The 24,466-nt window shown below is 44.0% G+C and carries 28 protein-coding genes; 25 read left to right on the top strand and 3 right to left on the bottom strand.

Annotated features, from left to right (window positions below):
• Window positions 1-157: 157 nt before the first annotated feature.
• From BEP19_RS09255 to BEP19_RS09360, 24 genes are all read left to right on the top strand, one after another.
• Complete coding sequence (locus BEP19_RS09255; RefSeq protein WP_120189595.1) at window positions 158-1,891, top strand: 2-oxoacid:acceptor oxidoreductase subunit alpha; 1,734 nt, start codon at window positions 158-160, stop codon at window positions 1,889-1,891.
• 2 nt (window positions 1,892-1,893) lie between these two features.
• The gene (locus BEP19_RS09260; RefSeq protein ID WP_120189596.1) at window positions 1,894-2,760 is read left to right on the top strand and encodes a 2-oxoacid:ferredoxin oxidoreductase subunit beta; all 867 of its coding nucleotides are present in this window, start codon (window positions 1,894-1,896) and stop codon (window positions 2,758-2,760) included.
• 173 nt (window positions 2,761-2,933) lie between these two features.
• Window positions 2,934-3,506, top strand: coding sequence for a tRNA 5-(aminomethyl)-2-thiouridylate-methyltransferase MnmM (mnmM, locus tag BEP19_RS09265; RefSeq protein WP_120189597.1), 573 nt, complete (start codon window positions 2,934-2,936; stop codon window positions 3,504-3,506).
• A 113-nt stretch (window positions 3,507-3,619) separates the two neighbouring features.
• Window positions 3,620-3,784: a hypothetical protein gene (locus BEP19_RS17640; RefSeq protein WP_170145319.1), complete on the top strand. Its 165-nt coding sequence runs from the start codon at window positions 3,620-3,622 to the stop codon at window positions 3,782-3,784.
• Window positions 3,785-4,012: 228 nt separating this feature from the next.
• On the top strand, window positions 4,013-5,530 hold the full coding sequence (gene miaB, locus BEP19_RS09270) for a tRNA (N6-isopentenyl adenosine(37)-C2)-methylthiotransferase MiaB (protein ID WP_120189598.1): 1,518 nt from the start codon (window positions 4,013-4,015) through the stop codon (window positions 5,528-5,530).
• Between the two features lie 3 nt (window positions 5,531-5,533).
• Window positions 5,534-5,980, top strand: a complete 447-nt coding sequence (locus BEP19_RS09275; RefSeq protein ID WP_120189599.1) for a YlbF/YmcA family competence regulator — start codon at window positions 5,534-5,536, stop codon at window positions 5,978-5,980.
• A 260-nt stretch (window positions 5,981-6,240) separates the two neighbouring features.
• A complete protein-coding gene (gene cotE / locus BEP19_RS09280; RefSeq protein WP_120189600.1) occupies window positions 6,241-6,804 on the top strand; it encodes an outer spore coat protein CotE in 564 nt (187 codons plus the stop codon).
• Window positions 6,805-6,973: 169 nt separating this feature from the next.
• The gene (locus BEP19_RS09285) at window positions 6,974-8,416 is read left to right on the top strand and encodes a putative amidoligase domain-containing protein (protein ID WP_170145320.1); all 1,443 of its coding nucleotides are present in this window, start codon (window positions 6,974-6,976) and stop codon (window positions 8,414-8,416) included.
• A gap of 37 nt (window positions 8,417-8,453) precedes the next feature.
• Window positions 8,454-11,084, top strand: coding sequence for a DNA mismatch repair protein MutS (mutS, locus tag BEP19_RS09290; RefSeq protein ID WP_120189602.1), 2,631 nt, complete (start codon window positions 8,454-8,456; stop codon window positions 11,082-11,084).
• 37 nt (window positions 11,085-11,121) lie between these two features.
• Complete coding sequence (gene mutL / locus BEP19_RS09295; RefSeq protein WP_120189603.1) at window positions 11,122-12,999, top strand: DNA mismatch repair endonuclease MutL; 1,878 nt, start codon at window positions 11,122-11,124, stop codon at window positions 12,997-12,999.
• Between the two features lie 3 nt (window positions 13,000-13,002).
• A complete protein-coding gene (locus BEP19_RS09300; RefSeq protein ID WP_120189604.1) occupies window positions 13,003-13,776 on the top strand; it encodes a class I SAM-dependent methyltransferase in 774 nt (257 codons plus the stop codon).
• 16 nt (window positions 13,777-13,792) lie between these two features.
• Window positions 13,793-14,728: a tRNA (adenosine(37)-N6)-dimethylallyltransferase MiaA gene (gene miaA, locus BEP19_RS09305; protein ID WP_120189605.1), complete on the top strand. Its 936-nt coding sequence runs from the start codon at window positions 13,793-13,795 to the stop codon at window positions 14,726-14,728.
• Window positions 14,729-14,774: 46 nt separating this feature from the next.
• Window positions 14,775-15,008, top strand: a complete 234-nt coding sequence (hfq, locus tag BEP19_RS09310) for an RNA chaperone Hfq (protein WP_120189606.1) — start codon at window positions 14,775-14,777, stop codon at window positions 15,006-15,008.
• 84 nt (window positions 15,009-15,092) lie between these two features.
• On the top strand, window positions 15,093-16,121 hold the full coding sequence (locus BEP19_RS09315; RefSeq protein ID WP_120189607.1) for a methionine ABC transporter ATP-binding protein: 1,029 nt from the start codon (window positions 15,093-15,095) through the stop codon (window positions 16,119-16,121).
• Window positions 16,111-16,773: a methionine ABC transporter permease gene (locus BEP19_RS09320; protein WP_245983446.1), complete on the top strand. Its 663-nt coding sequence runs from the start codon at window positions 16,111-16,113 to the stop codon at window positions 16,771-16,773. Before BEP19_RS09315 ends, BEP19_RS09320 begins: the two co-directional genes overlap by 11 nt.
• A gap of 150 nt (window positions 16,774-16,923) precedes the next feature.
• Window positions 16,924-17,232: a DUF4870 domain-containing protein gene (locus BEP19_RS09325; protein ID WP_120189608.1), complete on the top strand. Its 309-nt coding sequence runs from the start codon at window positions 16,924-16,926 to the stop codon at window positions 17,230-17,232.
• Between the two features lie 78 nt (window positions 17,233-17,310).
• Window positions 17,311-17,484, top strand: a complete 174-nt coding sequence (locus tag BEP19_RS17645; protein ID WP_170145321.1) for a hypothetical protein — start codon at window positions 17,311-17,313, stop codon at window positions 17,482-17,484.
• Window positions 17,485-17,632: 148 nt separating this feature from the next.
• Complete coding sequence (gene yjbM, locus BEP19_RS09330; RefSeq protein ID WP_120189609.1) at window positions 17,633-18,433, top strand: GTP diphosphokinase; 801 nt, start codon at window positions 17,633-17,635, stop codon at window positions 18,431-18,433.
• A gap of 113 nt (window positions 18,434-18,546) precedes the next feature.
• Entirely contained in the window at window positions 18,547-19,650 is a 1,104-nt protein-coding gene (gene ispG, locus BEP19_RS09335) for a flavodoxin-dependent (E)-4-hydroxy-3-methylbut-2-enyl-diphosphate synthase (RefSeq protein ID WP_120189610.1), read from the top strand.
• 58 nt (window positions 19,651-19,708) lie between these two features.
• Window positions 19,709-19,975: a YqkE family protein gene (locus tag BEP19_RS09340; RefSeq protein WP_120189611.1), complete on the top strand. Its 267-nt coding sequence runs from the start codon at window positions 19,709-19,711 to the stop codon at window positions 19,973-19,975.
• A gap of 53 nt (window positions 19,976-20,028) precedes the next feature.
• On the top strand, window positions 20,029-20,211 hold the full coding sequence (locus BEP19_RS09345) for a hypothetical protein (protein ID WP_120189612.1): 183 nt from the start codon (window positions 20,029-20,031) through the stop codon (window positions 20,209-20,211).
• 149 nt (window positions 20,212-20,360) lie between these two features.
• Entirely contained in the window at window positions 20,361-21,173 is an 813-nt protein-coding gene (locus BEP19_RS09350) for an NAD kinase (RefSeq protein WP_120189613.1), read from the top strand.
• Window positions 21,174-21,373: 200 nt separating this feature from the next.
• Window positions 21,374-21,778, top strand: a complete 405-nt coding sequence (gene speD, locus BEP19_RS09355) for an adenosylmethionine decarboxylase (RefSeq protein WP_120189614.1) — start codon at window positions 21,374-21,376, stop codon at window positions 21,776-21,778.
• 138 nt (window positions 21,779-21,916) lie between these two features.
• Entirely contained in the window at window positions 21,917-22,312 is a 396-nt protein-coding gene (locus BEP19_RS09360) for a hypothetical protein (protein WP_120189615.1), read from the top strand.
• A 35-nt stretch (window positions 22,313-22,347) separates the two neighbouring features.
• On the opposite strand, the gene BEP19_RS09365 is transcribed toward BEP19_RS09360, so the two are convergent.
• A complete protein-coding gene (locus BEP19_RS09365) occupies window positions 22,348-22,527 on the bottom strand; it encodes an HTH domain-containing protein (protein ID WP_425452759.1) in 180 nt (59 codons plus the stop codon).
• 316 nt (window positions 22,528-22,843) lie between these two features.
• Between BEP19_RS09365 and BEP19_RS09370 the strand changes: the two genes are divergently transcribed.
• Window positions 22,844-23,059: a hypothetical protein gene (locus tag BEP19_RS09370; protein WP_120189617.1), complete on the top strand. Its 216-nt coding sequence runs from the start codon at window positions 22,844-22,846 to the stop codon at window positions 23,057-23,059.
• Between the two features lie 60 nt (window positions 23,060-23,119).
• Here the strand turns inward: BEP19_RS09370 and BEP19_RS09375 are convergent, their stop codons facing one another.
• A complete protein-coding gene (locus BEP19_RS09375) occupies window positions 23,120-23,611 on the bottom strand; it encodes a GNAT family N-acetyltransferase (RefSeq protein WP_120189618.1) in 492 nt (163 codons plus the stop codon).
• Window positions 23,612-23,748: 137 nt separating this feature from the next.
• Entirely contained in the window at window positions 23,749-24,381 is a 633-nt protein-coding gene (locus tag BEP19_RS09380) for a cyclase family protein (RefSeq protein WP_120189619.1), read from the bottom strand.
• Window positions 24,382-24,466: the final 85 nt, after the last annotated feature.

Raw genomic sequence — 24,466 nt, forward strand, 5'->3', positions numbered from 1 at the left:
CAATCGGGTCAGGGATGGTTGATTACCTTATTACCGTAAATTGAACGCGCCGTAAGCGCTTCCTTTTTAAAATCATGCTTTATAATAAGGAAAAATTATAGAATTGATCGGTTCACTAGGTTGACTTGGTAAATGTCAAATCTGAAAGGGTGGTTTCATGTTAAATCAACTTTCATGGAAGGTTGGAGGGCAGCAAGGGGAGGGAATCGACAGTACCGGCGAAATTTTTGCAATTGCTTTAAACCGTCAAGGTTATTACTTATATGCTTATCGTCACTTTTCATCCAGAATAAAAGGGGGACACACGAATAATAAAATTCGGGTGAGCACAAAGCCGATCAGCGCCCTCTCGGATGATTTAGATGTGTTGGTTGCTTTTGATCAGGATACGATTAACGTCAATGCCCATGAACTGCGCGCGGGCGGCATTATTATTGCTGACAGTAAGTTTTCGCCGAAAGCGCCGACGGAAATGGATGTCCGCTTATTCTCCGTTCCTTTTACGGAAATCGCTCAAGAACTAGGGACTACACTAATGAAAAATATGGTTGCCGTTGGCGCTTCTTCCGCTGCTCTCGGTTTGCCTGTTGAGATGTTCAAAGAAGTCGTCACGGAGTTGTTCACGAGGAAAGGACAAAATGTCGTCGATCGAAATATGGAAGCCATTTCGAAAGGCGCTGAATACATTTATAAAGAAGCGGGCGGCAGTATCCCTGATTTTCAATTAGAATCAGCGGATGGGAAGAAGCGAATGTATATGATTGGAAATGACGCCATCGCATTAGGTTTGCTTGCGGGCGGCGCTCGGTTCATGCCAGCCTATCCGATTACGCCCGCCTCGGAAATTATGGAATATTTAATTAAAAAATTGCCTTTATTCGGCGGCGCTGTTATTCAAACCGAAGATGAAATTGCCGCTGTGACGATGGCGATTGGCGCCAACTACACAGGGGCGCGAGCGTTTACAGCATCCGCAGGACCAGGGTTGTCGCTGATGATGGAAGCAATTGGTTTGGCGGGAATGACGGAGACGCCGTTAGTGATTATCAACACGCAGCGCGGCGGACCTTCTACAGGCTTGCCAACGAAACAAGAGCAAAGCGATATCAATGCGATGATTTATGGGACACATGGTGAAATTCCAAAAGTTGTGTTGGCTCCGAGCACACCCGAAGAAGCTTTCTACGACGCAATCGAAGCGCTTAATATTGCGGAGGAATACCAAGTGCCCGTCATTTTGTTAACTGATTTACAGCTTTCATTAGGAAAACAAACGGTTGAACCGTTGCAATACGATAAAATTGAAATTCGCCGCGGTAAATTAAATAATTCGGACCAGCCAGAAACGGAAAGCGGGATGTTTAAGCGGTATGAATTTACGGAAAGCGGTGTTTCTCCGCGTGTCATCCCTGGTGTCAAAAATGGGATTCACCATGTGACAGGGGTTGAACATAATGAGGTGGGGCGTCCTTCGGAAGATGCGCTAAATCGGCGGAAAATGATGGACAAAAGATTAAGAAAGTTAGATGGATTTACGCTTCCAACAAGTGTCGTAATAGATGAGCAGCATGAGAAGCCCGATGCGTTGGTGGTTGGCATGGGCGCGACGCGGGGCGCGATCGAGGAAGCCGCTCAACGCTTAGCGGCGGATGGAATGAAAATTAATACGGCTATTATTCGATTAATCTGGCCATTTCCTGAACGAGAGTTGAGGTCTTATTTCGAAAATGCGAAACGAGTGATTGTCGTCGAAAACAATGCGACTGGTCAGTTGGCAGATTTAATGAAGCTTCACTTTAGCGGACATGAAAAAGTAAAAAAAGTACTCAAGTATGACGGAAATCCATTTTTGCCTTCGATTGTATACCAAGAATGTAAGGAGTTGTTATAACGATGGCAACATTTAAAGACTTCCGTAACAATGTAAAACCGAATTGGTGCCCAGGTTGCGGCGACTTCGCCGTTCAGGCTGCAATCCAGCGCGCGGCGGCGAATGAGGGGTTAGAACCAGAGGAACTTGTCGTCGTCTCGGGTATTGGCTGTTCAGGGCGAATCTCGGGCTATATTAATTCTTATGGATTCCATGGCATACACGGACGAGCATTGCCAATTGCGCAAGGGGTGAAAATGGCGAACCGCGAACTAACCGTAATCGCTTCCGGCGGGGATGGCGATGGATTTGCGATCGGAATGGGGCATACGATTCACGCGATGCGCAGAAATGTCGATATAACGTACATTGTAATGGATAACCAAGTATACGGATTAACGAAAGGCCAAACCTCTCCACGCAGCAGCGCCGGGTTTGTAACGAAAAGCACGCCGCGCGGCTCGATTGAGTCAGCCGTTTCCCCGATGCAGCTGGCGCTAACTGTTGGAGCAACGTTCGTCGCTCAAACGATGTCAAGCGATTTGCGAGGGATGACGGATTTGATCCAAAAAGCGATTCAACACAAAGGGTTTTCTTTTGTGAACGTATTTAGCCCGTGCGTCACGTTTAATAAAATCAATACGTACGATTGGTTCCGCGAAAATGTGAAAAGCCTAAATGAAATTGAAGGCTATGACCCACACGATCGAATCATGGCCATGCAGGCGTTAATGGAACACGACGATTTGGTAAACGGACTAATTTATCATAATACAAATGCAAGCGATTACCAATCTTTAATTCACGGATTCAAGGAAGAAGGTTTGGCTAAGGCCGATTTAAAACTTGAACAAGATAAGTTTGAGCAATTGTGCGCGGAATTTATGTAGATTAGTAAGGGGCGCCCCCTTTTGCGACGGGGGCGCCCCGAGTTCGTTTTATCAGCCACTTTAGTCGAATTATCTCCGCTTATTTCTTACCGCGCCCTACCACACCTCCCCGATTCGCTCAGCCGATCATCAATGTTGTATGATAGACAAAAATCAAGTTTGCGGGGGTAACGATGTTTCCACGAATTACAGACTATGCCCATCAATTATTAGAGCAACGGATTCAGCCAGGCGCTCATGTGATTGACGCGACGATGGGAAATGGCCATGACACGGTATTTTTAGCTCAACAAGTAGGCGAGACAGGCAAGGTATACAGTTTCGATATTCAACAACAGGCGCTCGATTCAACACGGCAATTGTTAGTTAAGCGCCATCTGGAGCAGAGGGCCAGGTTGTTTCTTCAATCTCATGCCATGATGGACTTTCCAGCGGAAAGTATCGATGCGGTTGTTTTCAACTTGGGTTATTTGCCGCGTTCAGATAAAACAATTACTACGCAAGCAGAAACGACGATTGAGTCCATAAAAAGGGCGCTTCGCTTTCTGAAAGTCGGTGGATTAATCGTAGTGGTTGTCTATTGGGGACATGAGCAAGGAAAAATTGAAAAGCAAGCAGTTGAGCAATTTGTAGAAGGGCTACCATTTCCTGAGTTTATGGTGTTGCGGTATCAATATATGAACCCGTTGAATCAGCCGCCGTTTGTATTGGCAATCGAGCGTCGGCGTCGTCCAACCGTAGATTAATTGAAATAAATTAGCAACAAGCTGCGTAATCAGTCAAATAGGGATGGACAACAATCTGCCTTACCCATTAGAATAGATAAGGAATTAAAAAAAGCGCAGGAGATTAATAAAAGATGGCTAGATATCAAATCTTATTTGAAACAACGGAAGGAAAAAAAATCACAGGCCACATGTTGGCAAACAATAGGGAAGAGGCGCGCAAACGCGCTGAACAAGATGTCAATGAAAAAAATGGTCTGCGACGTATCGTAGAAGTAAGAGAAAAGGCTGACCTGTAAAGAAGCAGGGAGGAGGGCCCTTATCCGACACACGCAAGGAAATAAATCGGAGGGGCCACTCTCCCTTTCATGCCGGGTCAGCCTCTTTTTTGTTTGCGTATCTACCATCCGATTTTTTAAAACGATTTGATTTTGTTATAATAGAGTGGTTAAAACGCCAACACTAATACAATGATCCATTTCTTTACGATAGATAGCTCAAACATGATGGACAAGGAGTGAAGAACAATGTCTGATAAAAAAGATTACGGTCAGTACTTCCAAAGTACATATGAACCCGACGGTAATCGCAAAAGACCAAAAACAGCCGAGGATGTCGGCTATTCGCAACAAGAAGGGAAGCGACGGGGCAAGGAAGAAGTGATGGTTGTTAATTTTGACCCGATTCCCGATGAATTAAAATGTCTTGGCCGAGAACGAACGTATTGTATCGTCACGTTTGGTTGCCAGATGAATGAACATGACAGTGAAACAATTGCCGGCATTTTAGAGGATATGGGTTATACAGCAACAACGAATGAACGGGAAGCAGATGTTGTCCTCTACAACACATGCGCGATTCGGGAAAATGCGGAAGATCGGGTGTTCGGGCATTTAGGCGCGCTAAAAGCAGTGAAGTTGGAAAGGCCGGATATGATTCTCGGTGTGTGCGGTTGCATGTCGCAAGATGAATCGGTTGTTAATCGCATCTTGACGACGTACCAGCATGTTGATTTAATTTTTGGGACCCACAATATTCATCGCTTGCCGATTCTGCTGCGAGACGCTTATTACAGTAAAGAGATGGTTGTTGAAGTATGGGCTAAAGAAGGAGACGTTATCGAGAATATGCCGAAAATTCGCGAAGGCGGATTAAAGGCGTGGGTCAATATCATTTATGGTTGCGACAAGTTTTGTACGTACTGCATCGTTCCTTATACACGCGGGAAGGAACGAAGTCGTTTACCTGAAGATGTTATTGCGGAAGTGCGCGAGTTGGCGAGACAAGGGTACCAAGAAATTACATTGCTCGGACAAAACGTAAACGCCTACGGCAAAGACCTTGAAGATCGCGACTATTTGTTCGGCGACTTAATGGATGACATTTCTAAAATTGATATTCCGAGAATTCGGTTTACAACGAGTCATCCACGCGACTTTGACGACCATTTAGTAGAGGTGTTAGCGAAGGGCGGCAACTTAGTTGAGCATATCCATTTACCGGTTCAATCAGGCAACACCGAAGTTTTGAGAAAAATGTCCCGAAAATATTCAAGAGAAGAATATTTAGAGCTGGTCGATAAGATCAAGCGCGCGATTCCAAACGCGGTGCTGACGACCGACATTATTGTTGGTTTTCCTGGAGAGACAGAAGAGCAGTTTCAGGACACGCTGTCGTTGATGGAAGAAGTGCGCTATGATTCGGCCTATACGTTTATTTATTCGCCGCGTCATGGCACGCCTGCGGAAGGAATGGAAGATGACATTCCCGAAGAAGTGAAAAAAGAACGGCTACAACGTTTAATGAGTGTAGTAAATCGTATTTCTCGGGAGAAAAATGAAGCGCTACGCGGAGAAATTGTTGAGGTGCTTGTCGAAGGCGAGTCCAAAAATAATCCTGATGTATTGTCAGGCAGAACGCGCGGAAATAAATTGGTTCACTTCGTTGGGCCAAAGGATTGTATCGGTAAGTTTGTCCATGTTAAAATAACTGAGCCACAGACATGGGCTTTAAAAGGGGAATTAATGACCAGAGTGGAGGTTTAGGGGATGGGAAACGAACAAACGGTTGTCAATCATAGCGTTATCGTTCAGAAGGCGAAAGAATTAGCTGACATGATTTCTAATTCCAATGAGGTTGATTTTTATAAAAAAGCGGAAGAGCAAATTAAAGCGAACGATAAAGTGCAAGAGTTAATTGGGCAGATTCGAAATAAGCAAAAAGAAGCGGTTGCCTTAGAAGCGTTAGGGCGCGCGGAGCTGATTAAAAAGGTCGAGCAAGAAATGGATGAATTACATGAACAACTCGACCAAATTCCACTTGTCACACAATTCAAGCAAACGCAAATGGAAATTAACGATTTGCTGCAGATGGTGACAAACGTGATTGCTAACACGGTTTCGGAAAGAATTATTGTCTCAACCGGCGGTGATCCGCTATCAGGAGATACCGGTTATCCGGTTGCAAGAACAGGCGCGAATACAGGTGGTGGCTGAGGCCCAAGTTCATGTTAAGCGCGTGTCGCTTAACAAAAGAAAAGGAGTGTCTATTAGACGCTCCTTTTTTTGCGTTGATGGAGAACTCGGCATTTTGCTTCACCATAGTCAAACGCCCTGCATAGGCTGTAAGTAAACGTAGATAAACATCTAGGTTTTGCAAGTACATTTGTTTGTTAAATTTTGTGGGATGATTCTCGCACCGTAGACGAATGCCCTGCATACAAATGTACTGAAAAGCAGCATGGAGGAGGTAAAGTATGCCGAGTACAGATAAAGAAATGCAGTGCCGTGAGATAATTACAAGAGCGGTCTGTGGAAAAGGTCGAAAGTTTTCTGGACGTAGCCATACCATCACCCCTAAGCAACCCCCTTCCGAAGTTTTGGGTTGCTGGATCATCAATCACAAATATGAAGCCGATAAAGTGGGTGATGTGATTGAAGTTACGGGTTCATATGATGTGCAAATTTGGGTTTCTTACAATGACAATACGGATACAGCCGTGATTAAAGAGACGGTCACTTTTGTTGAGAGTGTTCCGCTTTCTTTCTATGATGACAATTGCCGCGGCAAGCTTGAGGTGTATGCCCAGGCGACCCAACAACCCAATTGTTTAGAAGCGAAGTTGGTCGGCGACGGCAGAGTTGTGGTAAAGGTTGAAACAGAATACGCTGTAGAGGTCGTAGGCGAAACGAAGTTGTGTGTTGTCATCTGCGATAGTTGTGATGATGATGAAAAAGACTTTGATTTCGGCGGTTTAGACGATGTTGAAGAATTTGATGAGCTTGAGTTCGATGAAGACTTTATCGACGACTTAGACTAAAAGCTTCGCCGAGGCATCATTGATATAAAAGGGAGGAAAACATTCCTCCCTTTTTTACTTTGATCGGCGACGCTGTTTCGTGACACGCTCTGAATCTAGGCGCATATGCTGTATGGAGCAAGTTGCAAAGGATCAAGAGAGTCTTTGCAATGGAGAGAGGAAGAGTATAATGTCTGCATTCCTTTTATATTCAAAGCAAAGCCCACCCCATCCGTTGCTGTCTCACCTAAATATTCCGACCGGGTCCACATTGTCTAGCGATCATCCTCAAATTGTTATTCAATGGGGAATTGCGCAATTGTCGGCCCAGGATCCAAATATCCACGTTTTGAACGGTGAAGAGGGGCTACACAATGTTTCAAATCGTAAAATGATGCTTGAGATATTAAGATGGAATGGAATTCAAACGATTCATGAAGAAACATCAGCTTCAAAGATATCGACGATCCGAAGATATTTTATTCCCGTTTTTCAACAGCAAGAACTTGCCTTGTTCCGCTCCCAGGGTAAAAAGGTTTGGTTGACGAATGAACTCTCAAGCCATTCATCTGATACGTATGAAGAAATTGAAATCACGCGATCGATTCGCGAAATTCGAAGAATTCTGCAACTAGCAGTCCGTAGTGTGTATTGTTTAGGGCTTGATTTCGGCGGTGTTTTAATCGGAATCGGTTTGAATGGAACGCTCAATGTAATCGATGTAACGCCAACACCGAAATTAAATCAATCGCTTGCTGAAAAATTTGGAAAAGCGTTTGAACAGTATGTAAGGCGATATAAGGACCCAGCTCCAAGTCCCGTCGTGATGGGCGCTGATCCAGAATTTGTATTGCGCAATAAATCAACAGGTAAAATGGTCTTAGCGTCCCGTTTTTTTGGCAGAAAAGGACCGGTTGGTTGCGACCAGATCTGGCTAAGAGGCGACCAAACGAGACAAAAGTTACCGCTCGCCGAATTGCGACCCGAGCCTGCAAGTGAACCGCGTCAGTTAACGTTAAATCTATATCGAACGATGCTGTTAGCCGAGAAAAAAATTGACAATGCGTCGATCGAATGGTTAGCCGGGGGGATGCCGATGAAAGGCTATCCGATCGGGGGACACATCCACTTTAGTCAAACGAAAGTAAACTCACACTTTTTACGGGCGCTTGATTCGTACTTATGTTTGCCGCTGATGATTATCGAAAATCAACATTCGTTGGGTAGAAGACCGAAATATGGATTTCTAGGGGATTATCGCAACCAATTTCATGGCGGATTTGAATACCGTCCGTTGCCGAGTTGGCTCGTTTCGCCGAGAGTGACGAAGGGAACGCTTGCTCTGGCTAAATTAATCGCTGAATCCTATCCTCGTTTAAATTTGTTGCCCACTTACTATTCATCGATTCAAGAAGCTTTTTATAAGGGGAACAAAAGAAAGATTTTACAAGCTGTTAAAGCGAATTGGGTTCATCTCGAGAAATTGGATGACTATCGAACATATAAAAAATATATTGAACCGTTACGGGAGATGATCTTCAATCAGGAGGAATGGAATGAATTCGGGGACATCCGTCAGGCGTGGAAGATCCGACCATTTTCCGCAAAAAGAACAATTAGTAATATGATATAATGGGGTTGTTGAGGCTTGTACTAGGAGAGGAACAAACATGGCAAAATACACCCCAATGATAGAACAATATTTATCGATTAAGGCAGATTATCCCGATGCCTTTCTTTTTTTTCGATTAGGGGATTTCTATGAACTATTTTTCGAAGATGCGGTGTTAGCCGCAAGAGAATTAGAAATTACGTTAACAGGACGGGGTGGAGGAACGGAGGAACGGATCCCAATGTGCGGCGTTCCTTACCATTCCGTTGATGCTTATTATGAAGCGCTCCTGAAAAAGGGGTATAAAATTGCGATTTGCGAGCAGGTGGAAGATCCAAAAGATGCAAAAGGAGTGGTGAAAAGGGAAGTTGTTCGCGTCCTAACGCCTGGCACAGTGATGGAAGGTAAGCTGTTAACTGACCGCGAGCACAATTATCTCGTTGCTGCTTGGGGAGAGCAACAGCAGTACGCGCTCGCCGCCTGCGATATTACGACAGGTCACTTTTATGGCGCCTGGTTCGATTCAATTGAGCAACTCGTTGGCGAAATTGCTTCGTATCAACCCAAAGAGGTACTGGTGCCCGAACTGGCGCAAAGCGAGGAGATCAGCAAACAGTGTTCGAACCTTGGCGTTCAGATGATCGAACGTGTTTCAGAAACAGAGCGAGAAACGTATGGACAGCTGGCGGAGCAACAATTCAGCGTTTCAATTGACAAGCCCCTTTTACGAAATACGGCAGGATTGTTGATAGCGTATTTAAGAGAGACGCAACGCTCCACCTTAGAGCACATCCAGGAAATTGAAATTTACGCGGCGCAACAGTACATGTTAATTGACCCATATTCAAAGCGGAACTTGGAGATCACAGAGTCGTTAATCGAGAAGAAGAAGCAAGGCTCGTTGTTGTGGTATTTAGATCAAACCGTCACTGCGATGGGGGCCCGCATGTTAAGAATGTGGGTGGACAAGCCGCTCTTAAACCGAAATGATATTGAAAAAAGGCTGGACTCAGTTGGTTTTTTTACAACGCAGTTGTTTGTTCGCGAACAATTACGCGATTTTTTAAAGTTGATTTATGACTTGGAAAGAATGTCAGGGCGCATTTCGTTTGGTAACGCCAATGCAAAAGATTTGATCCATTTAAAACAATCGTTGGAAGTGGTTCCGAAAATCAAACAAATTTTTGAGGCGGAAACGAATTTGCCACAGGGTGTGAGCGAAAATGTTGCGGAATTGGATTCGTGCCCAGACATCGTCGCCTTGATTGGAAAATCAATCGTTGATGATCCGCCGCTTTCCTTGAAAGAGGGCGGTTTGATTAAAGAGGGGTATCATGACCATTTGGATAAATTGAAAACAGTCAGTCGAGACGGAAAGCAGTGGATTGCGAATTTGGAGAAAGAAGAGCGGGAAGCAACCGGAATCCGTTCGTTGAAGGTCGGTTACAACAGAATATTCGGATACTATATTGAAGTGACGAAATCGAACTTGGCTGCGATTCCAAGTGGACGCTATGAGCGCAAGCAAACACTCGCCAATGCTGAACGTTTTATTACCCCCGAATTAAAAGAGCAAGAAGGGCTCATTTTGGAAGCTGAAGAAAAATTGACCGAGCTCGAGTATAACTTGTTTATAGAGATCCGTTCGCAAGTCGCTAGCCACGTGAGACGATTGCAGTCTCTTGCCCATCGGATTGCGCAGTTGGACGTTTTAGCGTCACTAGCTGAAGTCGCTCAAGAGCGTCAACTCGTTCGTCCCGCGTTTAGCGCTCGTTCCGAATTGGTTATCGTGGAAGGTAGACACCCCGTCGTAGAAAAGGTGTTGGACCGTGACACGCCATTTATCCCGAATGACACCGTAATGGATGGCGAAGAAAATCGCCTGTTACTTGTTACGGGGCCGAACATGGCGGGGAAGAGCACGTACATGAGGCAATTGGCTTTAATCGTGATGATGGCTCAATTGGGAAGTTTTGTGCCCGCAAAAGAGGCTCGTTTATCTGTCGTTGATCAAATTTTTACCCGAATCGGGGCAGCGGATGACCTGGTTGGCGGGCAGAGCACGTTTATGGTAGAAATGAGCGATATTCAACTGATGACCGCGCGGGCAACGAAAGATAGTCTAGTCATTATTGATGAGATAGGGCGCGGCACCTCGACGCATGACGGGATGTCGATTGCTCAGGCAGTGATCGAATATGTGCACGATCAGATCGCTTGTCGGGCGTTAGTATCTACTCATTATCATGAGCTTGCGGTTTTGGAAGAATCGTTGTCTGGCATGAAGAACTACCACATGGCTGTCCAAGAAGAAAAAGATCGCGTTATTTTCTTGCGGAAGTTAAAACGAGGCGCGACCGATGAAAGCTACGGGATCTATTGCGCTACATTAGCTGGGCTGCCAGAACAAATTATTCAACGAGCGGAGCAGTTGTTAAATCAATATCGTTTAACTAACCGCTCTACGTCCGAAACAACAGAAAAGCATTCGTCGCAACTAGAAGAGCTCGTACAAGAAAGTTTCCAACTTGGCCTCTTTTCCGAAACAGCGCCTCCGGAGCAAAAGAGGCAGAAGATAGACAAAGAAACGCAGCAGTTAATTCAATCGTTAAAAGAGGTAGATTTAATTAATATGACGCCGCTGCAAGCGATGAACTTCCTGTATGAAATGAAACAAAAGTTAACCTAAAAGAACGATCGCTGTTTTGCGAAAAGGTGGTGCGAAAATGAACAGCATTCAAGTCCTCGAAGAGCAACTTTCTAATATGATTGCGGCTGGTGAAGTCGTCGAGCGTCCGGCTTCTGTTGTTAAGGAACTCGTAGAAAATGCGGTTGATGCGGGCAGTCGTTCAATTGAAGTACATGTGGAAGAGGCTGGCTTGAAATTAATTAAAGTGGTGGATGATGGCCGCGGCATGAGCGCCGATGATTGCAAACTTTGTTTCGAACGTCATGCCACGAGTAAGATTAGGCGGGCGCGGGATTTGTTTCAGATTGCGACACTTGGCTTTCGGGGAGAGGCGCTGCCGAGTATTGCCGCGGTGAGTCGAATTGAATTGACGAGTTGTCAGGCCCCAGGGCAAGCGGCGACTAAACTTGTATTGGAAGGCGGCGCTTGTCAACACATCGAAACCACGGCGCGGCCCAAGGGGACCGAAATTAAAGTACATGATCTGTTTTTTAATACGCCTGCCCGCTTGAAATATATCAAATCGATTCCAACCGAACTCGGTCATATATCCGATTACCTAAATCGGTTAGCGCTCTCTTTCCCCGAGATCTCCTTTTTGCTTGTTAGCAATGGGCGAACGTTGTTGCGGACCTATGGTGATGGACAATTGATTCATGCGATTTCAGCGATTTACGGAATGGCGATCGCGAAGGAAATGAAACTAATCCAGGCAGAAGATTTGGACTTCAAATTGCATGGGTATGTAGGTAATCCACAAGTCACAAGGGCGAATCGCTCCTATATCTCCCTATTAATTAACGGTCGATACATTCGTCATTCAGGCCTAATCCAAGCGATTTTACGCGGCTACCATACGTTGTTGCCTATTCACCGTTATCCAATCGTTGTTTTATCGATCACAATGGAACCCTCATTAGTTGATGTCAACGTGCATCCGGCGAAGCTTGAAGCTCGTTTTAGTAAAGAACAAGAATTGATTGCCTTTGTTGAGGAGCAGGTGAAGCGTGTTTTACGGGAGCAACGTTTGATTCCCGAACCGACTCGCCAAGTGGTTAAGTCGGATTCAGTTCAAACTTCGTTCTCTATCGCTGAAACGAGGACGCCCTGGAACGATCAAATATCAAGGGGCCAGCCTGGAGACGCAGGCGCGGACGCGTTAGATCGTAATAAGCCAACCGTTGAACAAAGCCAACCGTATACGGATCAAGGACTGATCGAGACTGCAGGCCCGAGCCCAGCTGAAATAGAGACGTCGAAAGAAGAAGAGTGGTCTTCTAATTCTGACGAGGAGCAGATGATGGAAACGGAGCAACAACAGGAACAAAATAAAGTCCCATTGCTTGATCCATTGGCTCAATTGCATGGGACTTACATATTGGCTCAAAGTGAAGAAGGGATGTACATGATCGATCAACATGCCGCTCAGGAACGAATTTGGTATGAATATTTCATGGAGAAGTTAAAGCAAGAGAAAATTGAAACGCAAGAGCTACTCGTTCCGATTTCCATTGACTTATCTTTCAAAGAAATGCAGCAAGTTGAAGAAAAAATGGAACTATTTCAGCAAGTCGGTATCGATCTGGAACCTTTTGGTCAGCAAACATTTCTGATTCGCTCTCATCCGATTTGGTTCACGCTTGGGGAAGAGGAAGCGATTATCCATGAAATGGTTGACATGATCGTTCGCGGCGAAGCGAAGATTGACACGGTCAAGATTCGCGAGGAGGCGGCGATTACGATGTCTTGTAAAGCGGCGATTAAAGCGAACCGTCATCTAAGCCAACTCGAGATGGAGGCATTACTCAATCAATTGAGAACCACATCGTCCCCCTATACGTGTCCGCACGGTCGTCCAATCATAGTGCATTTCTCTACGTATGAAATTGAAAAAATGTTTAAGCGAGTGATGTAAGCAGTGATCGTGACGACGGCTCAAAAGATGAATAAACAGTTGATTGAAGAAGCGCGTTCGATTTCGAACAGATTGGGAGTCCGATATGTCGGACGTAAAGAACGTTCACTGCAAACGATTTATCGCGAGGAAAAAACGGATGAAGCGCTTGTTGTGTTACGAGAGCAGTTGAACTGGTATGTAAAGGGCGTTGAAGGGCCTTTCTTTTTTCATCCTGGTTTATCCGTCGTTCGTATAAAGAGGTTGCTCGGCGGCGATAATGATATAATGATTCAAGTATGCCAATTACAACCAGGAGATTCTTTTTTAGATTGTACGCTTGGCTTGGCTGCGGATGCGCTCGTCGCTTCGTTTGTCGTCGGGGAACAAGGTCGCGTGTTCGGAGTTGAATCGGAAGCGATGGTCGCCTTGTTAGTCGAACATGGACTAAAGAAGGACCAACATTTTTCTGAACTTGAACAAGCGGCGCGTAGGATTCGGGTCATTCATGACGATCACCTTTCCTATTTACGTTCTTTACCAGACGGCTTTGTCGACGTTGTCTACTTTGATCCGATGTTCCGAGAAGGGGTAGCGGAATCTTCGTCCGCCCAACACTTGCGCTTGTTTGCAAACATAACTCCTCTTTCTGAGACGACAATTATAGAGGCTAGGCGGGTGGCCAAGAAGCGTATTGTTCTGAAGGAAAGGAAGCATAGTGAAGAATTTGCGCGATTAGGATTTACTGTTGCGCGCAGAGACCGCAGCGGAGTAGCCTATGGGGTCTTTGAGGTTTAGGAGGATAAGAAAAAGCATGAAAGAGAAGTTGCTCGTGATCGTAGGGCCAACGGCTGTGGGAAAGACGGCATTAAGTATCGAGTTGGCTTTGAAACTGCAAGGCGAAGTGATTTCGGGAGATTCGATGCAAGTCTACCGCGGTATGGACATTGGGACAGCGAAAATTACGTCCGAAGAGATGCGGGGGGTTCCCCATCATTTGATTGATATTCACGATCCGACTCACGCCTTTTCAGCGGCTGAATTTCAAGGTAGGGCGACTGAATTAATTCATCAGATCAACCAGCGTAACCGTTTGCCGATGATTGTCGGCGGAACAGGCTTGTATGTTCAATCTGTTATTTATCAATATGAATTTTCAGAAGCGGGACAAGATGAAGCATTTCGGAGCAAAATGGAACAATTTGCGGAGGAACGCGGTCGGGAAGCCTTGCATGAACAGTTGCGTCAAATCGATCCTGTTACAGCGCAAAGGCTGCATCCAAATGACTTGAAACGGGTGATTCGAGCTCTTGAAATTTATGAACTTACTGGCGCGACGATGGCGGAATATCAGAATCGGGCCAAACAATCGCCGTATGAACTTTGCCTGCTGGGATTAACGATGGATCGCGCTGTGTTGTATGAACGGATTAACCTGCGTGTTGACCTCATGATTGAACAAGGATTGGTTGACGAGGTAGAGCGGTTGCTTAAGCGTGGCTATACGAGAGATTTGATTTCGATGCAAGGGATCGGGTATAAAGAGATCGTGGAGTATTTAGAAGGCAATGTCACTTTGCCTGAGGCAATCGAATCACTCAAACAAAACACGCGTAACTTTGCTAAACGGCAATTAACTTGGTTCCGTTCGATGAAGGAGATCGAATGGATTGACTTAACAGAACCAACGGATCACTTGAAAATTGTCGAAAATATTTGCAGTTACGCGGCAGGAAAGATCCTATCATAAGACGAATATAAAAATTTAAGATATAAATAGAGGAGGTAACACCCCAATGGCTAATGCAATTAATATTCAAGATACTTTTTTAAATCAATTAAGAAAGGAAAATATTCCCGTTACCATATATCTCGTGAACGGATTCCAACTACGCGGGTTCATTCGCGCTTTTGATAATTTTACAATTGTGATCGATAGTGAAGGAAAGCAACAATTGGTATATAAGCACGCAATTTCCACATTTTTGCCACAACGTTCGGTATCTTTGATGCCCGATAATGAATCGTAAATTGGTATAATGAAGAGAAAGGCGGCCTCCTGCGTTAAGGAGGTCCTTTTCTTTGAGAGACAATTATACAGCGGAGGCTCACCAATGATTACGATTAAAAATCTACAAAAAACATATCGACAAGGGAATCGCATAGTCGAGGCTGTTAAAGATGTGAACATAGAAGTGAAAAAAGGGGAAATCTTCGGCGTGATCGGATTTAGCGGCGCGGGAAAAAGCACGCTTATTCGTTGTGTCAACCTTTTGGAGAAACCGACTTCAGGCTTGGTGCAAGTGAACGGGCTGGAACTGACGAGTTTAACAGAACCTGAATTGCGGGCGGCGCGGCGCAAGATCGGGATGATTTTCCAACATTTTAATTTACTTAGCTCAAGCACTGTCTTTGAAAATGTGGCCGCGCCCTTGCGCTTGGCGCGCGCCCCCAAGAAACAAATAGAAGAGAAGGTAAATGAGTTGCTGCGGCTTGTAGGACTAGCTGACAAAGGCGGCTCGTATCCGTCTCAGTTATCCGGAGGTCAAAAACAACGGGTTGCAATCGCTCGGGCGCTTGCGAATGATCCCGAAATATTGTTGTGCGATGAAGCGACTTCTGCTTTGGACCCGCAAACGACGGATTCCATCCTGGAGTTGTTGCTAGACATTAACCGCAGATTCGATATTACCATTATGCTCATTACGCATGAAATGTATGTGATTAAGCAAATATGCGACCGTGTGGCCGTGATGGAGCAAGGCGCGGTTGTCGAACAAGGAACGGTGCTAGACATCTTTGCCCGCCCGCAAACGCATACGACGCGAAATTTCATTAAAAATATTTTTGATATACATCTACCTGAAAACATTCAGCGCAAAATACAGACAGAGCATGTCAATGGATCTATTTTACGCGTGTCGTTTGTCGGCGAAGCGACGACGGAGCCATTTATCGCGGAATTAGCGATTCGTTATGGATTGCGACCGAACGTCATCTTTGGAAATATTACGCAAATTAAACAAACGACGTTTGGCAGTTTGATGATCGCAGTGAACGGAGAACCAAACATCATTCAACAAGGGATTGCGTATCTACAGCAACAAGGACTCACCGTGGAGGTACTGGAACATGTGGAATAGTTTGATTGATCGCGGGGACTTGTATCTGAAGGCATTGGAAGAAACATGGTGGATGGTTTCCTTTGGATTAACGATCTCGGTCCTAATCGGTTTGCCGCTCGGCATTTTATTGGTAGTTACCCGTCCTCAGCATATTTACGAGAATCGTTTCATCTATACGGTCTTGAATTTTATCATAAACATTCTTCGTTCGATTCCGTTTATCATTTTGATGGTTGCCATGTTTCCGATTACGGCGGTCATTGTTGGTACAAAAATTGGTGTGAAAGGCGCGATTCCACCGCTTGTTTTCTATACTGCCCCCTATATTGCTCGCTTAATCGAGTCAGCATTATTGGAAGTGGATCGAGGCTTAATTGAAGCGTTTCAAGCCATGGGCGCCTCGCGACAACAGATTATTACGAAAGTTTTATTAAAGGAAGCGCGTCCATCAATCACATTGGCGATTACAATTGCAACGATTGGCTTAATTGGAGCGACGGCGATTGCGGGGGTGATCGGCGCGGGGGGACTCGGTGACTTAGCTTTGCGTTACGGTTTTCATCGTTATCAGTCGGATGTGATGATTTGGACAGTAATTATTTTGATTATCATCGTCCAATCGATCCAGTCGTTAGGTAACTTTATTGCCAAAAGGTTAAGAAAAAATTAGTTGAGAAGAACAAGACTTGTCTTAAAACCAGGCAAGTTTTTTTCTTGCAATCCAAAAGGTTTAGAAAATTAGCGACAAATAAGGAAACTAAACGTCTTAGTTGACGTAAATATAGAGTAGTAGGGATTGAACAGAAAGGAATGGATAACAATGGACCGAAGAGCCTCCCTAATTATCATTCATGCAAGTACTTTTTTTGCGCCAATATTGGTGCCGCTTATATTTATGCTAGCCTCTACTGAAAAAGAAGTGAAGGATTTCTCGATTCAAGCGCTCCTGTTTCATATTATGATTAGTTTTTGTATCTTTATCTCATTTTTGCTTTCCTTTGTGCTGATTGGGATTCCATTGTTAATCTTCTTCGGGATTGTAGGGATTTGGTGTCCGATTAAAGGGATTGTTTACGCTGCTCAAGATCGGCCGTACCGTTATCCAATCGTCGGTAACTGGGTATCCTAAATGGTGGTAACATTTATCAGACCTCTGCATATAGTTATAAAGGTTAGATGACATCGACGATATGCGGAGGGATTTTTGATGAGTGGAAGTATTTTTGATCCGAGACAAAGGATGGAACTAATTCGAAAATTACTTAAGGATAAGATCCAATTGCGCGAGTGGTTGGATCGAGACATTCGTGAACTGCAACAATCGTTGCAAGACATAGAAGAGATGATTGTTTCTGAGCGCGATAAAGTCACACTTACTTAAAAATAGAGCTGGCCTCTCAGTCAGAGAGGCCTTCTTCAACTTTCTTCCTATATACTGAAGGAGGCCAAAACAGCTTTCTTCTCTCCTAAAAATCTTGTACAATAAAATGGGTAAACTTTAGGGTGAAACTCTGGCGGGAGGAATCGGAGTGAGTAGTCGAGACTGGGATAAATTTTTGATCCCCTATGAACAAGCGGTGGAAGAATTAAAGATAAAATTTAGAGGGATCCGAAAAGAATACAAAAAAAGGGAAGATTATTCGCCAATTGAATTTGTGACTGGTAGAGTGAAGAAACTTTCGAGCATTTTTAACAAAGCGAAGCGATTAAATGTCTCAATGGAAGAGATTGATACAGGCATTGAAGACATTGCCGGCATTCGTATTATGTGCCAATTCGTTGAAGATATTGCTAAAGTGAAAGAATTGATCCGACAGCGTGATAAAAAAGATATGGATATCGTTTATGAGAAGGATTACGTAAATAACCAGAAGGAAAGTGGTTATCGAAGCTATCATTTTATTATCCGTTACCCTGTGCAAACCTCCATTGGACAAAGGGAAATCTTAGCGGAAATTCAAATTCGGACTTTGGCGATGAATTTTTGGGCAACGATTGAACACTCGCTCAATTATAAATATGAACAAAATATCCCGCCTCACATCCGGGAAAGATTAGTGCGCGCTGCAGAAGCTGCTTATGAATTGGATCAGGAGATGTCGCTTATTCGCGATGAAGTAACCGAAGCCCAACAAGAGTTTGAAACAAAATCTCAAATGGTCAGCAATATTTTACGTGATATACAACGGCTATATACGTATGGTCACGTGACGGAAGCGGATCGTTATTATCAAAGTTTCAAAGAGTTGTGGGAGTTTGGAAAAATAGCGCAGTTACATCTTCTAGCCCAGCGGATCCGCGTTTCAATCGAAAATGCCCTTAACGAGTGAAGGAGTAGATTTTGATCTGCTCTTTCGCTTCATATCAAATTTTACATACATCGACTCGCGTTTTCGTTTAAAATAGAACGAGATGAGTTTAAAAAGGAGATCGAATAAAGATTATGTATCATAGAGAGCAAACAAGAGCTGTTCAAGTTGGAAATCTAACGATTGGCGGCAATAATGAGGTTGTTATTCAAAGCATGACGATGACGAAGACAGCCGATGTACAAGCTACGGTCGAGGAAATCCATCAATTAGAGGAAGCGGGCTGTCAAATCGTTAGGGTGACTGTGAACAATATGGAAGCGGCCGAAGCGATCAAAGAGATCAAAAAACAAATCCAAATCCCACTCGTTGCCGATATTCACTTTGATTATAAGTTAGCTTTAAAAGCGATCGAAAACGGTATTGACAAAGTGCGCATTAATCCTGGAAACATTGGTCGAAAAGAGCGCGTTCAAGAAGTGGTGAGGGCGTGTAAAGAAAAAGGCGTGCCGATTCGAATCGGGGTTAACGCTGGTTCCTTGGAAAAACATTTGTTGGAGAAGTACGGTTATCCAACTGCGGAAGCAATGGTGGAGAGCGCGCTGCATCATATTCGGATTTTAGAAGATCTCGATTTTCACGATATTATTGTTTCCTTGAAAGCATCTGATGTTCCCTTAACGATAGAGGCGTATACGAAGGCCGCTGCGGCTTTTAATTATCCGCTCCACCTTGGGATCACGGAGGCGGGCACGCTCTTTGCGGGGACGGTCAAAAGCGCGGCAGGTCTTGGAGCTCTGTTAGCGCAGGGCATCGGATCAACGATCCGAATTTCGTTAAGCGCCGAGCCTGTTGAAGAAATAAAAGTGTGTCGCGAATTGCTGAAGGCGTTTGGGTTGGCTTCTAATGCGGCTACGCTTATCTCGTGTCCAACTTGCGGCCGAATCGAAATCGATCTGATCTCTGTCGCAAACGATATTGAAAACTATATTTCTAAGATCAAAGCCCCGATTAAAGTCGCTGTGTTAGGGTGCGCTGTCAATGGACCAGGCGAAGCGCGGGAGGCGGATATCGGGATAGCCGGGGCGCGTGGCGAAGGACTGTTGTTTCGTCATGGTGAGGTCGTTAGAAAGATACCAGAAGATGAACTCGTTGACGAATTAAAAAAAGAAATCGACAATCTTGCGGAAATTTATGAACGTACGGGTTCGCTGCCCCGCAGACATGAAGCAAACTAAGTCTTGCGCCTTTTAGGTCAAGACCTTTTTTCTATTTCAGCGTAGAGGAGATCGAAAAATGAGCAGAAACCATAGAAATAAATCAAACCGTAATTCGAATCGTAATTCGAAAAAAGATGAACAAGGGATTAGTTTAGGGGATTTACTCGATTCAAAGATGGCTGAGCAATTGAAACAGTTGAAAAAAGAACAGCAAAAAGAAGCGGTAAAACGGCAAGAGGAAGAGCGAGCCCAACGGGAGTTTGAACGAAAACAGCGAGAAAAAAATAAATCATTCGAGGAATTGTTAAACGAATCAGAGCTTGATTGGAAAAACTATAAATAGCGTGACTAATCGACCTGCGCCCTGAATAGAGTTTAGCAGGAGGGATCGAGCACATGGTCTTATTTGCGATTGTAGTCAGTTTACTCTCATTTTTGCTTGTTGGAGTGATGGGCATCTTTAAACATTATCTGGGTAATTCTGAAATGAGTTTAAGTGAACATCGTTTTATTGATCGTTTAAATAAAGAAAAATATTTAGAGGAAGTCGGCTACAATGTGATGAATGATCCGTGGTAATCAATCGGGTGTCGTTACCCCTTGCTGTGTTTGCGCGTCAGCATCTCTTTACGGTTGGTTTGTTAAATTAAGAGCGGAATGGGCAAACTAACTTTCAAAAGCGAGAGAAGCTCACAGTGATGTAGCAGATCGTGATCGGGGTGAATAAAATGGATTTTGCAGTGATTAGCAGAGGGGATGTCCTATCAGAAAAGCGTAAAGGGCATGTGATCGATGTCCTTACAACAAAAGGGTATACGCACAATCAAGCTCACCCCCAAATGGTCATTGTGGTTGGAGGCGATGGCACCGTGTTGCGCGCTTTCCACACGTATCAAGCGATGATTGAGCGCGTTTGTTTCATCGCCTACAATACAGGCCACCTTGGTTTTTATTCGGAATGGGATGATGTTGACGCGTTACTTAAAGCGATTACGGAAGACAAATTGATCACAGTTGAGTATCCCTTGGTACAAGTCGAGTTAACGGAAGAACAGCAGACGCGTCGTCTGTTGGCTCTCAATGATTTTACAGTGAAAGGGATCAGAGGGTCCGTTCAGGTCGATGTGGAGCTTAACAACCGCTCGTTTGAATCGTTTAAAGGGGATGGCTTATGTATTTCGAGTCCTTCGGGAAGCACAGGATATAATAAAAGTTTAGGAGGGGCGATTGTGCACCCTTCTTTAGAGATGATCCAGCTGAGTGAAATCGCCTCGATCAATAACCGTGTGTATCGGACGATCGGCTCTTCGCTTGTCATTCCAAAAGGGCACACGCTTACGCTTCATCCACAGCCAAACACGTATACAGTTTCTGTTGATCATGCCACCTTTCAGACGGAACATTTACAAAAAGTGACGTGTTCCGTGGCGACAGAACGGATTCAGTTTTTGAGGTGTGAATCGTTTCCTTTTTGGAGTCGCGTAAAAGAAGCTTTTATTGCGTTGGATTGTCCAAAAACGGAGCAAGCAGAAGGAGAATAAAGTTGGTAAAATGCGCGCTTTATTCTTTTTGTTGTAAGTTTGAAAAAGGTGTTGCGAGATGCAAGATTCCATGGTATTTTAATGATTGATACAAATTAGGAACCAGGATTCACTCAAGGAAATTCTCCTCGAAGATAGTGAATGGCGTAGGTCCTAGCGATATCGAAGAATTATATTATGCTAGGAGGGGGGACCGAGAGATGGAATATTCAACTTTCGGAAGACATGTTGCAATCGATACTTGGGGTGTAGATTTTGATTTATTAAATAATGCGGAACGGCTTCAGCATTACATGGTGGAGGCGGCAGAGGCTTGCGGGGCGACTGTTTTGAGTATCCAATCGAAACAATTTGATCCGCAAGGCGCTACGGTTCTGGTTCTTTTATCGGAAAGTCATTTGTCGATTCATACGTACCCAGAAAGAGGATTTGCCGCGTTAGATTGTTATACGTGCGGAGAGACGGTAGATCCAGAGGTTGCGATTGAATATTTAGTTCATGTTTTAAATCCAGAAAAGACCTACGCTCGTAAGTTGATTCGGGGCGTCGGCGATATGGAAGTTGTAACGCCGAACTTTGATAAACAGACGGCGCCTGTAAAATAGTATGAGTATGGAACACAGCCACCTTTAGCTAAGGTGGCTTTTTTTACCGCTTTTTATGATTGTTTACGCATGTTATAATTCCTACACAGGACCGCTTCCGGTTTAATCCGAAATAGAATAGGACGTGATGGTAAAACGATGAATCACTTCATTCACTCAAATGAAAGTCCTGGGATCCAGCTGAAAACGAATATTGTCGCTGGAGAAGAGTTGTTGACCGTCCGCATATGCGCAAGCAAGGACTGCATTGGTTGGTCTAAAAATTTGGATATCGAAGAATGTCCATTTTGTCGTAATCGTATGGTTCTAGCAGAAAAGAAGATTCCTAAGATTCGTTCTGTCAATTCTTGTCGACATTGCTTTTTCTTAGTGAAATCAGAGAATCTTTGTATGAAAAAACAAAAGAAATTGTCCTTTCAAGCGAGTGATTATTCCGAAGACTGTGATTCATATAAACTAGAGCGTCGCGCAACAAAACAAGAGCGACTAGAAAAAGAGAGTTTCATAGAAAGTTGGAAACAAAAAACCTGCTAAAGATAGCAGGTTTATTTTTTTAATTTTTATGTTCGTTAAGTAACAGCCCATTTTCCTTTGCCGGTATTTTTCACTAAGTTATTATACTCTAAAGTCCGCAAGTCCCGTTGAATCGTTCTCGGTGTGTATCCAAATTCTTCTGCCAGTTCCGAAGAATCAACTGCATTTCCTTTCTTTTTTAAGTAAATGTAGATCGATTTGATTCGGTTTAACATACGCTCACTTGGATTCAACTAAAAACGCCTCCTTCAGATATTAAAACATCGGTAAGAGACACGGAGGTGTCCCTTACATCTTCTACCCCAAAGTCTCGAGTTGATTTGATTAGGACAACCATACGCAAAGCGCAAAGGATGAGCTTGTCATGAAAGACACTATACATCTTTATTTCTATCTTAAGGTTATCATATTCCGGATGTGAAAGAAACATGATTATATCTTGTAGTTTATGTCTACATTTACCCTATGTTGGAAATCATCGTGAATAATTCGGTATAATTTGAATCGAATGATGTGAAAGGAGGGAAGAAGATGAACAAAGAACAACTCATTGATCAATTGAAAGAGAAGCAATTAGAGGACATATTAGAATTAATTGAAGATGCCGAGACAGGGGATTTAGAAGAATTGGAACTAGTCGAATCCATTGGGCTCGTTCATGACAGTCAATTAAACGAACAGGTGATCAGCCTGTTGCGGCAATTAGGTGTAACGATCATATACGTAACCGATGATGAAGACGAGTAAAGGTGAAAGGGGCCGCCGCTCGAGCGGGAGGGCCCCTACTTTAACGCGTTGCCTACAGGATTAAAGTAATGTTTTGAACATTAGAAATCGCGGCATGCCGTCTTCTTCAATTTCTTGGTCCATAATGAAATAATGGTTGCGTTGATAGAAGGAGATAGCGACCTCATTCATACTGCTCGCGTGCAGAAAAGATGAAGTCGCCCCTAGACGCTTCGCGTCTTGTTCAAAATGACGCAGGATCATGTGCCCATATCCTCGCCCACGGTACTCTTCGACAACAAACATTTGCATCAAATAAACAGTTTCTTTATTTTTTTGGTATAAATAAAAGCCGATTAACTTCTTCTGTGAATTAAATAGCAAGGCGGAGTGACAATCTTGTTCCATCGTTCCGTACATATACCAGTTTCTTATATTCGCGTAGAACATCTGGTCAAATTCCATTTGGGTGAAATTTAGAGAATACAATTCCTCTTGATGTTGTAGAATAAGAGGGAGAAATTTACTGGAGAAATTTTCCCAATTGTACGACAGTTGCTGAGAAGAGACCATTCATACTTTCCCCCCGCTTCTTAATTGGATCATTTACTTGAAGTATACACAAAAAAAAAGAAGGACAAAAGGCTAACTTGGACAAGTTAGCCTTTTGTCCGACCGTGTGTAAGAAAATTTATTCTGTAGTTGCGGATTTACTTGTCTAGCGGGAGTGTTCCTTCGATTAAAATGACGCGGGCGGGTGACGCATCCGTTCCAATCAGCTTAAGTGGGGTCGCGACCATGAAATACCGCCCTTCCGGGACATCTTTTAGGCGAAGCCCTTCGATGATAATAATCTCATGCTGAAACAATGTTTTGTGGGTAGGGTGACCAGGCTGAGAACGTTCAACGCCCAATGAATCAATGCCAACGCCGCTTACTTTTTGATCGGCTAAATAATGGGCGCCGTCTTCCGCAAGATAGATAAAATCGGGGTTAAATGCTTCTTGATAGGAATTGGATGTCTTTAATAAAATAAATTCATCTTGGCGCGGTTGGTGTTGCTCGAGGTGTTCTCGGGAAATAGCTCCTGTTACGTCGGTAAAGTCAAGCACTCTACATGGACCGACTAAATTCTCAAGCGCGATACTTTCAATCGTTTCCCCTTCGGGAACCATATGCAGCGGCGCGTCTACATGAGTTCCGCAATGAACATCGAGCTGAATTTTCGTTTCGCTGACATAGTTATTCGTGCTCCGTTCAAAACGGGGCTGCTTTTCCGCTTTATTTTTATAGACGGTCATTCCTTCGAAGATAGACATCGAAACATCGTAGATTTTATACATAATAACCTCCAATGGTTTATTTTCCCTATATAACCTATAATACCCTATTAATGTAAAATAAACGAAAGACCGACGAAGCAGCTAA

The organism is Ammoniphilus oxalaticus (assembly GCF_003609605.1).
Taxonomy (GTDB): Bacteria; Bacillota; Bacilli; order Aneurinibacillales; family RAOX-1; genus Ammoniphilus; species Ammoniphilus oxalaticus.

Excerpts from the sequence above, each read along its gene's own strand:
- BEP19_RS09255 (WP_120189595.1), top strand. The coding sequence starts at position 158 with ATGTTAAATCAACTTTCATGGAAGGTTGGAGGGCAGCAAGGGGAGGGA.
- BEP19_RS09260 (WP_120189596.1), top strand. The coding sequence starts at position 1,894 with ATGGCAACATTTAAAGACTTCCGTAACAATGTAAAACCGAATTGGTGC.
- mnmM (WP_120189597.1), top strand. The coding sequence starts at position 2,934 with ATGTTTCCACGAATTACAGACTATGCCCATCAATTATTAGAGCAACGG.
- BEP19_RS17640 (WP_170145319.1), top strand. The coding sequence starts at position 3,620 with ATGGCTAGATATCAAATCTTATTTGAAACAACGGAAGGAAAAAAAATC.
- miaB (WP_120189598.1), top strand. The coding sequence starts at position 4,013 with ATGTCTGATAAAAAAGATTACGGTCAGTACTTCCAAAGTACATATGAA.
- BEP19_RS09275 (WP_120189599.1), top strand. The coding sequence starts at position 5,534 with ATGGGAAACGAACAAACGGTTGTCAATCATAGCGTTATCGTTCAGAAG.
- cotE (WP_120189600.1), top strand. The coding sequence starts at position 6,241 with ATGCCGAGTACAGATAAAGAAATGCAGTGCCGTGAGATAATTACAAGA.
- BEP19_RS09285 (WP_170145320.1), top strand. The coding sequence starts at position 6,974 with ATGTCTGCATTCCTTTTATATTCAAAGCAAAGCCCACCCCATCCGTTG.
- mutS (WP_120189602.1), top strand. The coding sequence starts at position 8,454 with ATGGCAAAATACACCCCAATGATAGAACAATATTTATCGATTAAGGCA.
- mutL (WP_120189603.1), top strand. The coding sequence starts at position 11,122 with ATGAACAGCATTCAAGTCCTCGAAGAGCAACTTTCTAATATGATTGCG.
- miaA (WP_120189605.1), top strand. The coding sequence starts at position 13,793 with ATGAAAGAGAAGTTGCTCGTGATCGTAGGGCCAACGGCTGTGGGAAAG.
- hfq (WP_120189606.1), top strand. The coding sequence starts at position 14,775 with ATGGCTAATGCAATTAATATTCAAGATACTTTTTTAAATCAATTAAGA.
- BEP19_RS09315 (WP_120189607.1), top strand. The coding sequence starts at position 15,093 with ATGATTACGATTAAAAATCTACAAAAAACATATCGACAAGGGAATCGC.
- BEP19_RS09320 (WP_245983446.1), top strand. The coding sequence starts at position 16,111 with ATGTGGAATAGTTTGATTGATCGCGGGGACTTGTATCTGAAGGCATTG.
- BEP19_RS09325 (WP_120189608.1), top strand. The coding sequence starts at position 16,924 with ATGGACCGAAGAGCCTCCCTAATTATCATTCATGCAAGTACTTTTTTT.
- BEP19_RS17645 (WP_170145321.1), top strand. The coding sequence starts at position 17,311 with ATGAGTGGAAGTATTTTTGATCCGAGACAAAGGATGGAACTAATTCGA.
- ispG (WP_120189610.1), top strand. The coding sequence starts at position 18,547 with ATGTATCATAGAGAGCAAACAAGAGCTGTTCAAGTTGGAAATCTAACG.
- BEP19_RS09340 (WP_120189611.1), top strand. The coding sequence starts at position 19,709 with ATGAGCAGAAACCATAGAAATAAATCAAACCGTAATTCGAATCGTAAT.
- BEP19_RS09345 (WP_120189612.1), top strand. The coding sequence starts at position 20,029 with ATGGTCTTATTTGCGATTGTAGTCAGTTTACTCTCATTTTTGCTTGTT.
- BEP19_RS09350 (WP_120189613.1), top strand. The coding sequence starts at position 20,361 with ATGGATTTTGCAGTGATTAGCAGAGGGGATGTCCTATCAGAAAAGCGT.
- speD (WP_120189614.1), top strand. The coding sequence starts at position 21,374 with ATGGAATATTCAACTTTCGGAAGACATGTTGCAATCGATACTTGGGGT.
- BEP19_RS09360 (WP_120189615.1), top strand. The coding sequence starts at position 21,917 with ATGAATCACTTCATTCACTCAAATGAAAGTCCTGGGATCCAGCTGAAA.
- BEP19_RS09365 (WP_425452759.1), bottom strand. The coding sequence starts at position 22,527 with ATGTTAAACCGAATCAAATCGATCTACATTTACTTAAAAAAGAAAGGA.
- BEP19_RS09370 (WP_120189617.1), top strand. The coding sequence starts at position 22,844 with ATGAACAAAGAACAACTCATTGATCAATTGAAAGAGAAGCAATTAGAG.
- BEP19_RS09375 (WP_120189618.1), bottom strand. The coding sequence starts at position 23,611 with ATGGTCTCTTCTCAGCAACTGTCGTACAATTGGGAAAATTTCTCCAGT.
- BEP19_RS09380 (WP_120189619.1), bottom strand. The coding sequence starts at position 24,381 with ATGTATAAAATCTACGATGTTTCGATGTCTATCTTCGAAGGAATGACC.